Genomic DNA, 12,195 nt, shown 5'->3' with positions numbered 1-12,195 from the left:
ATTTGCACGCACAGGACCGCCGCCATGAACGACCCGACCCGCCCGCTGATGACCAAGGAAGCCCGTGAAACCCTGAATCAGGGCGTTCAACGGTGGTTCGAGAGTGAATTAAACCTGGAACTGGGGCAATTTGAAGCTGATTCGGTGGTCGACTATTTCGTCGAACAATTGACTCCAGCGATCCACAACCAGGCCATACAATCGGCTCTGGCGCTGTTGCGGGAGTACCACGCGCGGATCGAGGATGACGTTTACGCGTTGGAACAACCGGAGCCCTGATGCGCGGAGAACGGCCCGGCTAACCAGCCAATCCTTCCGGGGCGACTTCGCACACCGCATTCCCGAATGCGTCCTTCAACATGGGCCACGCCTCGATCAGCCGTTCCAGTCGCTCCAATGACCCGGTCGTGATCAATCGCGTCGAGACGGCGGCCGGCTCCGGCTGATAGCGACGGCCCACTTCGGCCGCGATGGCTTCCCCGGTGTCGATCAACTGAATGTGCTCCCCGGTCAGGGCCTGAATCTTCGAGCGCACCAGCGGATAGTGCGTACACCCCAGTACCAGGCGATCGACGCCTTCCTCAACCAGACCGGGCACGTATTCGTGCAGCAAACGGTCGATGTCGGGGTTGTCGGGCCCCAGTTCGATGGCGTCGGCCAGGTGCGGGCACGATTGATTAAATATGCGGGTGTTGGGGTTGAACCGGGCGGCGAGTGACTGATAACGCTCGGACGCGAGGGTGTTTTCGGTGGCCAGTATGCCGATGGAACCGGAGCGGGAGCCCAGCGCGGCCGGCTTGATGCCGGGCTCGACGCCCACGATGACGATGCTGTGGCGTTTGCGCAGGGCGTCGATGCAATGGGCGGTGGCGGTGTTGCAGGCGACGACGAGGACGGTGGCGCCCTGGTTGATGAGCCAGTCGGCGATGCTGTCGCAGCGCTGCTGCAGAGCCCAATCGGGTTTGGAGCCATAGGGATTGTGTTTTTGGTCGGCGACATAGACCAGGGGGGCGTCCGGCAGGCGCTGACGGATCCAGGCCAGGACGGTCAAACCACCGATTCCAGAATCAAAAACGCCGATCACATGACTACCCCCTTGCCTTCGTGGCAGGCAAGACTACGGCGAGTTTGAACGCAAGTAAACTGGGGAGGTTGGACGCTGGTGGCAATGGTCCGCGCCAGAGGAGGGGGCAAACCCATCCAGGGTCGCGCGGTGTGCCGCCCACTCAATACCTCCCTGTAGGCTAGACGGCAGCATCCCTGCTGCCCACTTCCCTGGCTAGGTTAACCCCCTCCCCTGTCGCTGAGTCAGGTGGTGATTCCCAACCAAACCCAACTCATGTTGGGCGTTAACCTGTAGGGCGGAAGAGCGACAGCGTGATCCGCCAACCGTAGGGTGCGCATCGCGCACCGTGGGTCAGTAGGTTGGATTAGGACCGAAGGTCCGTAATCCAACACACAAACCACAACCCCTACAACTGCTCCAAAGCCGCCTTCGCCTCAACGAACTCGAGCCCCTGGTCCTCAGCAACACTCTTATAGGTCAACTTGCCTTTGCACACATTCAACCCGTTCAACAGGTGCGCATCGTCCAGCATGGCCTGTTTCGGGCCTTTGTTGGCGATGGCCAGGGTAAACGGCAGTGTGGCGTTGTTCAGGGCCATGGTGGAGGTGCGGGCGACGGCGCCGGGCATGTTGGCGACGCAGTAGTGGACCACGTCGTCGATGATGTAGGTCGGCTCGGCGTGGGTGGTGGCTTTGGAGGTTTCGAAGCAGCCCCCCTGGTCGATGGCGACGTCGACGAGTACGGCGCCGGGCTTCATGCGCTTGATCATCTCGGCGGTGACCAGTTTCGGGGCGGCGGCGCCGGGAATGAGGACGGCACCGATGACGAGGTCGGCTTCGAGAACGTGTTGCTCGACGCTTTCGCGAGTGGAATACACGGTACGAATGCGGTTGGAATATTGATGGTCAAGCGCGCGCAGGGTGTCGATGTTCTTGTCGAGAACGACGACTTCGGCGCCCAGGCCGATGGCCATGGCGATGGCGTTCTGTCCGACGACACCGCCGCCGATGACGGTGACTTTGGCCGGTTCGACACCGGGTACGCCGCCGAGCAGCAGGCCGCGTCCGCCCTGGGCTTTCTCCAGGCAGTGAGCGCCGGCCTGGATGGACATACGGCCGGCGACTTCGGACATGGGCGCGAGCAGCGGCAACCGGCCGTGGCGGTCGGTGACGGTCTCGTAGGCGATGCAGGTGGCGCCGGATTCGATCAGGTCGCGGGTCTGGGCGACGTCGGGGGCGAGGTGCAGGTAGGTGAACAGGGTGTGGTGTGGCTTGAGCATTTTGCGCTCGACGGCCTGCGGCTCTTTCACTTTGACGATCATTTCGGCCCAGTCGAAAACGGCTTCGGCGGTCGGCAGGATCTCGGCGCCGGCGGTCCTGAATTCGTCGTCGGTGAAGCCGATGGCGGCACCGGCCTGGGTTTCCACGGCGACGTCGTGGCCGTTATGCACCAATTCACGGACGGCGGTCGGCGTCAGGCCGACGCGGTATTCGTGGTTTTTGATTTCCTTGGGTACACCTACTTTCATGCTGAAACCCCCTGAGGCTGGTCGGTTCTTGTGGTTGTTCGGGCCGGTCATCCGTGGGAGACGGTGACGGACCGGCGTTTCGGATGCCGATCAGTATAGAAAGAGATGCCTCGAAAGAGGCACTGAATCACGGGCCGATTAGCCGCTTTTTTAATACAGAATGGAGCCCCCACCACCTATAATCCTGAAAACCACTCCATTTACAGGATAATCCTCTTTCATAACCTCAAGGCGATGATCAAGACAGGCCTGTCACGGGCTGTATGGCGGGTCTGTCACGCTGGCGGGACGGTTAGGCGGCTATGGCGATGAGATCCAGCGCAAAAAACGGTGCCACCAGGGCCGTTCCCGGGCGATCCGGTCGACTTTGTTGCGGTAGTAGCAAGCGCTGTAGAAGGCTTCGTTGAGTTCGAGCGGGGAGACGGGTCGGTTGAACAGGAGGCGGAAGTGGCGGTCGCCTTCGCACAGCAGGCGTTCGGCGGCGCGGTTGTCTGGGGCGTCGAAGTCGTACATTTGGTGGGTGTCGGCGAAGTGGATGCGGTGATGGTCCATCTGGTCGGAGAACCAGGCGATCATCCGCTCTCTCTGATTCATGGGTTTCTCCTGGTCGGTGGTTCCTTGAAGTATTCTACCAAATAGCGTCGTTAGGTGGTTGGTTTGGCGACGGCTCGGGAAGATACGTGCCAGGAACCCGCGCCGGCTACCGGTGGTTCCCCCTCGGGGTCGTGCGGTATGCCGCCCACTCAACCCGTCCATGGGGCCTAGACCGCAGCATCCTTGCTGCGGACTTCCCCGATGGGGAACCACCGGCATCCGTCGCTCAAACCAGTGCCTCCACTATCAACACTCAAACCGCCAATGCGCTTGTTGCGACCACCAACGCCAATTCCGTCATCTGACTTCAATTAGGCTGTTAAGCTCCCACCAAACTGACATCTCTGACGGAATGTCGTTCAACCAATCTCGGGGTGAACCTGAGTGGTTGCTCGACGCTGGGGATTTTGGGGTCGAGGTCGTGCAGGACGATGCGGGCTGCGAGGGCGCCCATTTCGTGGATGGGGTAGCGGATGGTGGTGAGCCGGGGGTTGAGCAGTCGGGCGAGGATGACGTCGTCGAAGCCGACGATGGAGATTTCCTCGGGGACTCGGTGGCCGGCGTCCTGAAGCATGGTGATGGCGCCGGCGGCCATGGCGTCGTTGTAGGAGAAGACGGCGGTGACGCCGAGTCGGCGGCTCATGACTTCGGCCATGGCGTAATGACCGCCTTCTTCGTCGGGGAAGGCTTTGACCAGTTTGCGTTCGTCGAATTCGATGCCGAATTCTTCGAGCGCGCGACGGTAGCCGTGCACGCGGTCGGCGCCGTCTTCGATGGCGATGTTGGTGCCGATGTAGGCAATGTTGGTGTGGCCCTTGGTCAGCAGGTGCCGGGTGGCGAGGTAGGCGCCGTATTCGTTGTCGAGGTAGACACAGCGGTGTTCCCAGCCGGGTATCAGGCGGTTGATGATGATGATGGGTACGTCTTGTTCGAGCAGGTTGATGAGTTCTTCGTCGGGCAAGGCCTTGGAGTGGACGACCAGGGCGTCGCAGCGGCGTTCGAGCAGGAAGCGGATGGATTCGCGTTCGTGCTCGGGGTGGTGGTAGCCGGCGGTGACGATGACGTGTTTGCCGGCGTCGAGGACGACGCGGTGGACGCCGGCCATCAGTTGGGCGAAGAAGGGGGAGTCGATTTCGCCGACCAGCAGGCCGATGCAGTTGGATTTGTTGCTGACCAGGGCCCGGGCCAGGGTGTTGGGCCGGTAGTCCAGTTCGTCCATGGCGGCGAGGACGGCCTGGCGTTTCTCCGGTACCACGGAGGCGGAGTGGTTGATGACACGGGACACCGTGGAGACGGATACGCCGGCGGCTTTAGCGACATCTTTGATGTTGGCCAAGGATGGTGCTCCTGGTTCTGGTCGTTGTGGCTGGGCTCGAAATCGGTTTCCACCGCAAGTTTGACCGCTTTCCCCCCGGGTTACAACGATGCGTCGGGTTTGGCGTGGGATTGAGATGCTTGAAAACGTTTTCAAATTCGATAGACTGGTCGCCATTGCTTTAGGAGACGACTATGAAGACCACGTCATTCGACCCGACCGATCACCCGCATCGCCGCTATAACCCGCTAAGCGATGACTGGGTATTGGTGTCCCCGCACCGTGCCAAGCGCCCCTGGCAGGGTCAGACCGAAGCGTCGGACGATGTCGAACTCCCCTCCTTTGACGCGGGATGTTATCTGTGTCCGGGCAACGAGCGCATCTCCGGTGATCATAATCCCGAGTACCAGGACACCTTTGTTTTTGGTAACGATTTCGGTGCCTTGATGCCGGACGGGCCGGAATTCGAAGGCGACGATGACCCGTTAATGCGGGTTCGCGCCGAACGCGGTGAGGCCCGGGTCATCTGTTTCAGTCCGGATCACGCCAAGACGTTGCCGGAACTTCCGTTACCGGCTATTCGGCGCGTGGTGGACACCTGGGTCGAACAATTGGAAGACCTCGGCCGCCACTATCGGTGGGTGCAGTTGTTCGAAAACAAGGGCGCGGTCATGGGATGCTCCCAACCGCACCCGCACGGTCAGGTCTGGGCCAATACCAGCCTGCCGTCGCTGCCGGCCCGCGAGGACCGATCCCAGCAGGACTATCTGGACCGAAGCGGTTCGCCGATGCTGCTGGATTACGCCCGACGCGAAGCCGAAGACGGCCGGCGCACGGTGGTGGAGAACGAGCACTGGATCGCCGTGGTGCCCTTCTGGGCGGCCTGGCCGTTCGAGACCTTGTTGTTGCCGAAAGCGCACCGTCCGCATCTGAACGCACTGAACGATGCGGAGAAGGATGCATTGGCCGACGCCTTGAAACGGCTGACCACGCGCTACGACAACCTGTTCAATACCGCCTTCCCCTACTCCATGGGATGGCACGGTGCGCCCTGCGATGATTCCGATGCCGGCCATTGGCAGTTACACGCTCATTTTTACCCGCCACTGTTGCGCAGCGCGACCGTGCGCAAGTTCATGGTCGGCTATGAAATGCTCGCCGAACCCCAGCGTGACCTGACGCCGGAACAGGCCGCCGAACGGCTGCAATCGCTGAGCGACATCCATTACAAGGAGGCCCGCTGATGGATTTACTGAACCGAACCCGATCGGGCTTCGAGCGTCTGTTTGGCGCCCCGGCACAGGCGACGTTCCAGGCGCCGGGACGCGTCAATCTGATCGGCGAACACACCGACTACAATGACGGCTTCGTCCTGCCGGCCGCCATCGATTATCACACCGTCATCGCCGGACGCACCCGCCCGGATCGAACGGTTCGGCTGTGCGCGCTGGATCTGGACGAAGCCTGGTCGGAATTCGATCTGGACGCCCCGATCTCCCGGGACCTGGACGCCCCCTGGTCGGACTATATTCGCGGCGTCTGCCAGGTACTCCTCAGCGAAGGCTATCGATTGAGCGGTGCGGACCTGGTCATCGCCGGCAATGTGCCCCAGGGCGCGGGGCTCAGTTCCTCAGCCTCACTGGAAATCGTCACCGCCAAAGCCATGACCGGGCTCAGCGGTGAGCCGTTGGACGGTACCCGGGCCGCCATTATCGGCCAGAAGGCTGAAAACGACTTTGTCGGCTGCCAATGCGGCATCATGGATCAATTGATTTCCGCTCGCGGACAACAGGGGCACGCGGCCCTGATCGACTGTCGCAGCCTGGCGACCCGGCCGGTGGCCATGCCGGCCGATGCCGCCATCGTGATCGTCAATTCGAATGTCAAGCGCGGCCTGGTCGGCAGTGAATACAATACCCGGCGGCTCCAGTGCGAAGAAGCGGCTCATATCATGGATGTTCAGGCCTTGCGAGACGCCGATATGGAACGGCTGGAACACTACCGCGGTGACATGGACGACGTCACCTACCGCCGCGCCCGCCATGTCATCACCGAGAACGCCCGCACCCTGGCGGCGGCCGATGCGCTGGAGAGTGGCGACTGGTCGCGCATCCAGCGCCTGATGGCGGAGAGCCACGCGTCGATGCGCGAGGATTTCGAGATCACCGTCCCTCCCATCGACGGCCTGGTGGCGATGATTTCCGAGACGCTCGGTTCCCAGGGCGGTGTGCGCATGACCGGCGGCGGCTTCGGTGGCTGCGTGGTCGCCCTGGTACCGGAAAGCCGGGTCGAAGGAGTTGTCGGCATCGTGCGGGCACGCTATGCCGTCGAATACGGCATCGAACCCAGCGTGCACATTTGCCACCCCGTGGACGGTGCTTTTCCGGGGGCTTGAATTAGCGCCCGGGTGGAGTGAAAACGCGCCCCGCCAATGGACTTGCCCGCCGCTTCCTTGGACAATGGCGCCCTTTTGAGCGATGACTGGAGCATCTCGTGTCCATCAATACCCTGATTGCCGAAGAAACCCTGGGTCAACTCGAAGACGGTCGTACGGTCAAAGCCTATACCCTGGGCAACGAAGCCGGAGCCCGGGCTCGCTTTACCAATCTGGGTGCCGCTTTTATCGGTTTTACCCTGGGCGACGACGTAGCCACCGACCTGATTCTCGGGTGCGACACCCTGCAAGCCCTGATCGACCAGCGTGCCCACCTGGGAACGACCGTCGGGCGCTACGCCAACCGCATCGGTTTTGGCAAGACAATGCTGGATGGGCAGCCGCTGACGCTCGATGTGAATTCTTCGCCGCACCACCTGCACGGCGGCACACCCGGCTTCGGGCACCAGCTGTGGGAGAGCCACATCACTCTGGACAACGATGTCCCGACACTGACCTTCCGCTATCGTTCGCCGGATGGTGAAGCGGGGTTTCCCGGCGATCTGGACGTGGAACAGGTCATCCGGTTGTTGCCGGACAACAGCGTCGAGATGCGCTATGAGGCCTCCACCAATCGCCCGACCCTGGTCAACCTGACCAACCACGCCTACTTCAATCTGGCCGGCTCGACACACGGTTCACTGGCCGGACACGAATTTCGCATTCACAGCGACCAGTATACCGAGGCCGACGAGACCGCCCTGCCGACCGGTCGGGTACTGCCGGTGGCGGACAGCGTGATGGACCTGCGGGAATGGACGGACGTGGCCGACCGCCTGGTCGCGCTGGACGACCCGACTCTGAAACGGGCCGGCGGTTACGATCACAACTATGTGTTCGGGCGGGAAAACCGGTCTGCTCCGCAATTATTGGGCGAAGCCTGGCACAAGGAAAGCGGACGCTGGCTGAAATGCTTCAGCACTTTGCCCGGCCTGCAGTTCTACACCGGCAATTTTCTGGAGGGAACGCCGAAGAACGACCGTGAACGCTATGAGCGCCACGGCGCGTTTTGTTATGAGCCCGGATACTGGCCGGACTCTCCGAACCACGCCGACTTTCCGGATTGCGTGGTACGGCCCGGCACACCCTACCGGGCTTTGATTCGGTATCAGTTCGGCAAGGACTGATCCAGTTCGCGCTGAGCGGCGCGCTCCCGGGCCTTGCGCGCCTTACGCTCGGCGATCGACTCGCGCGCCTCAACCCCGATGTGTGCCTCGCCCCGCTGCTTGGCCAGTTGAACCTGACGCTCGCGTTCGATGAACCGCTGACGGCGTTCCTCGGTCACGGTATCGTAGCAATGCGGGCAGCTAACCCCCCGCTCGTAATGGGCGTGCTGCTTGTCGGCCTCCGAAATCGGCATGCGGCAGGCGTGGCACTGATCGTACCCGCCCGGTTCCAGGCCGTGTTTGACGGTGACCCGGTTGTCGAACACGAAACACTCGCCCTGCCACAGGGACTGCTCGGCCGGCACCTCTTCCAGGTATTTGAGAATGCCACCTTCCAGGTGATACACCTCGTCGAACCCCTGTTGCTTTAAAAAGGCCGTGGATTTCTCGCAGCGGATGCCTCCGGTACAAAACATGGCGACTTTTTTATGCCGGGCGGGATCGAGTTGCTCCTGAACGTATTCCGGGAACTCCCGAAACGTCTTGGTGTTCGGGTTGACGGCGCCTTTGAAGGTACCGATGGCGACTTCATAATCGTTCCGCGTATCGACCAGAAGCACATCCGGATCGGAGATCAGATCGTTCCAGGCTTCGGGTTTGACGTAGGTTCCAACGATATGGCGCGGGTCGATGCCGTCGACACCCATAGTCACGATCTCTTTCTTCAATTTGACCTTGGTGCGATAAAACGGCATCTCGTCACAGAAGGATTCCTTGTGACTGAGGCCGGCGAACGGCGGCTGATCTTTCAACCAGCCAAGCAGCCGTTCGATAGCGGGGGCGCTGCCGGCCACGGTGCCATTGATGCCCTCTCCGGCCAGCAGGAGCGTACCGCGAATGCTTTCCTCGTTCATCAGGTCCAGCAGCGGCTGACGGTAGGCTTCAAAATCTTCCAGGCGCACGAAATGGTAGAGCGCCGTTACTACGATGCTTTGAGTCATGGATCGATCCTATAGCGGGCTGAATCGTAAATTCAGAGCCATGGGTGTTTTCAACGGGCCTGATCATGCCATGCCCGACCGGGGCGCGGATTTTATCAGGTTAAGCAACCAGGGCAAGACGGGGACGGCGGCCGCAACCTGCGATCAATGGCGTGATTCGGTGTTCGATCACCGTACCGGGATGCGGCTTTCGACAATACACCGATTATGGGTCACCCCACTCCATTCAGGCTTTCCAGCCGATCCAGCCAGCCCATCGTCAATTCCGGACGGCTGGCGTTGTATTTGGCAATGCCCTTCAACAGTACCGTTTGCGCTTCTTCAACATCGCCCCGATGAACCAACAACTCGGCCAGTTCGCCATAACAGGCGCAGACCGACAATTCTCGCCGGAACAACGCCTCCGCCCGATCCGCCCAACCGGCTTTTTGGCAGGCCTGCCACGCATACCCCAACAGACGCCGTCGACGTTCCTGGCCCTGCCAGGACAGGCCGGTGCCCTTTACCTTCGGCAGATTCTGTTCCAGATAAGGGACGATGTATTGCCAATGCCGCGGTTGGAACGCATTCCGTTCCAGCACGGCCATTACCTCGGCATGCGGCAGGCATTGCAACTCGTCCACCAGTAAGGTGCCGAACAACCATTCCAGACGCTGCGCCGGAGGGCGGTTCACCTCGGGCAGTGCGCGCAAAACCGGCACCATGCAGGCGCGCAGCTGGTCCAGCGTCTCGGGCTTGCGACCATGCCCGCCCACCAGGGCCGGCGCCTCCCGGACCAGTTGCTCCGCGAGATCGAGCATGGAATCCATTTGCCGTTGTTGCGCCAGCCAGGTGATACCCAGACGAAAGCCACTCAAGTCGGCGGTGGGTTGATGGCCCGGCCTTGGCCGGAGCATTCGGGCCTTGCAGTCACGCACCAGGTCCGACAGAGCGGTGTGTAGGCGACCGGCCATATCCTGCGGGTCACAGAGGGTCGTATCGGTTTGAACATCAGTCATCAGTGTCTTCCTTGTTTGCTTGTTTATGACAGGGGCTCGTTCAATCGTCAGTGGCGACCGAACGTCTCCACAAATAATTTTCTGGCGGACATGTCTCTCAATCTCAGCCTATTGGAACGGGAGCGGCTGGAGAAATCGGCGCTGTTAGCCATGTTCGGTGTACAGTTCCAAACCATCACCTGTGACACAGCTCAAATACAGCCCTCGGAAAACCCAATTAACCCCGCCCAAGGTGGTTCGGGAAAGTTTTGGGCCGTATTCGACACATTGGTACCTCACCGTCGTAGATTCACTCCAGTAGGAAATGTCTACGTGCTTTTTCAGGTTCGTGCACAGGTAGCCCACCGCTACCTTCATCTTCTCTCTGACACCATACTGGGTATCCTTGTATTCCAATGCGTGGCCCCGACCGACCAGCATGTCCCAGTGCTTGTTGTAGATAACGGAAGTATCACCGTACCATTGGCTTTGCCCTCAGTTGCTCCAGTAGAACTCCCACGCGGTGATCGCCAATGACATGACCAGACCACCCACGAATAAGGCGGTGCCGATAATCGGGACCGCATTCAAGGCAAATACGGCCAGAAAGATACCGGAATAGACGGTCTTGAGCGCGTTGAGCAGTATGTTGACTAAATTGGCACTGACTTACATTGACAAATCTAACATCTCATCGAGTTCCAACCTTCCAAGCCGGTATCCCACATTCTTCATGTCGAGTGCATATATAGTTGAAATCAATATTCATCATCATTTCATGAATATCATCCGTATACCCAGACTCGTTTTCATAATGGCTATCTAAAGCAAATCCGAGAAACTTAATGTTTTCAAAGTATGGAATCAAACCCATATCAGTAACATTGGTTCTGTAGAAGTTCAGAGATATCATAGATCCCATGTTAGACAAAGGCATCAAGTTCGATATGCCAGTCCCTCCTAAGTTCAAGAATCTCAAATTGGTTAACTCACTAATGTACTCAAGACCCTCATCTGTTATATCTGTATTGGATAAATTTAAATACCTAAGGTTTCTCAATTTACCTATGTGCTTTAAGTCAGAATCTGTTATATTCATAGCATGAAGATCCAAATATTCAAGCTGACCTAGATTAGACAACAACTCCCATTGTTCGAATGTACTACCTCTGAGCCTCAAATACTCTAGGCCTTTTGCGGTTGACAGAAAACTGTAGTCATCCAATTCTGAGAATTTCAAATCAATAAACTCCACGCCATCAGGAACAACCAGGTTAGAAAGAGCACTATCTTTTGAATAATTCAAATAAAGCTGAACAAGTCCACTTGGCAATTTAACCTTATCTAGCTTGTCAGGAAGGTCCGTATTTGTAATATGCAAAGTCTTTAAGTTTGGCAGTGTGTCGCCATCAATAGTCAAGCCTTCTAAATATCCACCAAATATTCCCAAGCTTTTTAGTCCCGAAAGTGAAGATATTTCAAAATTATTAATATGACTCTCCACGAGCATGATATTCCTAAGACTTTCACTACAACCACTCATTGGCAAAGGATCTACAATCCTAGACTCAACAATCTCCACATGCTCTATTTCCTTTAAATCACAGAACCGACGCAACCCCTTTGCCGTAACATTAGAAACATAGACACCTAACAATGGAAAATCACTGGACAGTTGATTAAAGTCCAACTCAACACTTTTATCTCTTTGGTCACTCAGGTAAAGGTACCTTAAATTATTTAAGTCATTGATATACTCTATGTCGTTCTGGGATATATAGCTAGGATAAACACCGACCAGATCTCCTTCACGATTCCACAACAACTTAGAATAAGCACTGTAAAAAGGTGCAGAGTATTCCTCACTTCTTTCATTAAAGTTCTGGGTGCGTTCGATAATAGAGGGCTCTGACAATTCATCAATACCAACATTTTTGCTAATAACTTTCTCTTGGATTAATAGACCACTCTTAGAGTAAACATCTACGTTATCAGGGTTGTCCTCGCTAAAGTCGTATAACTGGCTCGCAATTTTCAACTCATCATTATTGACAAACCTTTTGATCTTCTCCTCCGTGTACGGTGGTTCCGGCCATTCTGCGGCAAAGACACTCCATACCGTTACTGCTCCAACCAACGCTGCCAATACTTTAATACCATTCATGTATCGCATA

The 12,195-nt window shown here is 58.0% G+C and carries 11 protein-coding genes; 4 read left to right on the top strand and 7 right to left on the bottom strand.

The window, feature by feature from the left end:
- Nucleotides 1-24: 24 nt before the first annotated feature.
- Nucleotides 25-279, top strand: coding sequence for a DUF2164 domain-containing protein (locus IE111_RS14530; protein ID WP_189610007.1), 255 nt, complete (start codon nt 25-27; stop codon nt 277-279).
- 19 nt (nt 280-298) lie between these two features.
- On the opposite strand, the gene murI is transcribed toward IE111_RS14530, so the two are convergent.
- The 4 genes from murI to IE111_RS14510 all read right to left on the bottom strand — a co-directional run bounded on the left by murI (nt 299) and on the right by IE111_RS14510 (nt 4,524).
- Nucleotides 299-1,084, bottom strand: coding sequence for a glutamate racemase (gene murI, locus IE111_RS14525; RefSeq protein ID WP_268245032.1), 786 nt, complete (start codon nt 1,082-1,084; stop codon nt 299-301).
- A gap of 388 nt (nt 1,085-1,472) precedes the next feature.
- Nucleotides 1,473-2,594 (bottom strand): alanine dehydrogenase, encoded by a 1,122-nt coding sequence (gene ald, locus IE111_RS14520; RefSeq protein ID WP_189610003.1) that lies wholly within the window; start codon nt 2,592-2,594, stop codon nt 1,473-1,475.
- A gap of 300 nt (nt 2,595-2,894) precedes the next feature.
- Entirely contained in the window at nt 2,895-3,188 is a 294-nt protein-coding gene (locus tag IE111_RS14515) for a hypothetical protein (protein ID WP_189610001.1), read from the bottom strand.
- Between the two features lie 319 nt (nt 3,189-3,507).
- Complete coding sequence (locus IE111_RS14510; protein WP_189610000.1) at nt 3,508-4,524, bottom strand: LacI family DNA-binding transcriptional regulator; 1,017 nt, start codon at nt 4,522-4,524, stop codon at nt 3,508-3,510.
- A 173-nt stretch (nt 4,525-4,697) separates the two neighbouring features.
- Here IE111_RS14510 and IE111_RS14505 point away from each other — a divergent pair, with 173 nt between their 5' ends.
- The 3 genes from IE111_RS14505 (at nt 4,698) to IE111_RS14495 (ending at nt 8,064) form a co-directional block, all read left to right on the top strand.
- Entirely contained in the window at nt 4,698-5,747 is a 1,050-nt protein-coding gene (locus IE111_RS14505) for a UDP-glucose--hexose-1-phosphate uridylyltransferase (RefSeq protein WP_189609998.1), read from the top strand.
- Nucleotides 5,747-6,898, top strand: coding sequence for a galactokinase (gene galK, locus IE111_RS14500; protein WP_189609996.1), 1,152 nt, complete (start codon nt 5,747-5,749; stop codon nt 6,896-6,898). The genes IE111_RS14505 and galK overlap by 1 nt, the downstream gene beginning before the upstream one ends.
- A 98-nt stretch (nt 6,899-6,996) precedes the next feature.
- Nucleotides 6,997-8,064 (top strand): aldose epimerase family protein, encoded by a 1,068-nt coding sequence (locus IE111_RS14495; RefSeq protein WP_189609994.1) that lies wholly within the window; start codon nt 6,997-6,999, stop codon nt 8,062-8,064.
- Here the strand turns inward: IE111_RS14495 and trhO are convergent.
- From trhO to IE111_RS14480, 3 genes are all read right to left on the bottom strand, one after another.
- Nucleotides 8,046-9,044 carry an oxygen-dependent tRNA uridine(34) hydroxylase TrhO gene (gene trhO, locus IE111_RS14490; protein ID WP_189609992.1) on the bottom strand — a complete coding sequence of 333 codons (999 nt, stop codon included), beginning with the start codon at nt 9,042-9,044 and terminating at the stop codon, nt 8,046-8,048. The genes IE111_RS14495 and trhO overlap by 19 nt on opposite strands.
- A gap of 212 nt (nt 9,045-9,256) precedes the next feature.
- Nucleotides 9,257-10,042 carry a hypothetical protein gene (locus tag IE111_RS14485; RefSeq protein WP_189609989.1) on the bottom strand — a complete coding sequence of 262 codons (786 nt, stop codon included), beginning with the start codon at nt 10,040-10,042 and terminating at the stop codon, nt 9,257-9,259.
- Between the two features lie 670 nt (nt 10,043-10,712).
- Nucleotides 10,713-12,185 (bottom strand): leucine-rich repeat domain-containing protein, encoded by a 1,473-nt coding sequence (locus IE111_RS14480; protein ID WP_189609988.1) that lies wholly within the window; start codon nt 12,183-12,185, stop codon nt 10,713-10,715.
- Nucleotides 12,186-12,195 lie beyond the last annotated feature (10 nt).

Origin of the sequence: Saccharospirillum salsuginis (assembly GCF_014651855.1) — a bacterium.
In the GTDB taxonomy this organism is placed as follows: Bacteria; Pseudomonadota; Gammaproteobacteria; order Pseudomonadales; family Natronospirillaceae; genus Saccharospirillum; species Saccharospirillum salsuginis.
This window is presented reverse-complemented; position numbering and strand designations above follow the sequence as displayed.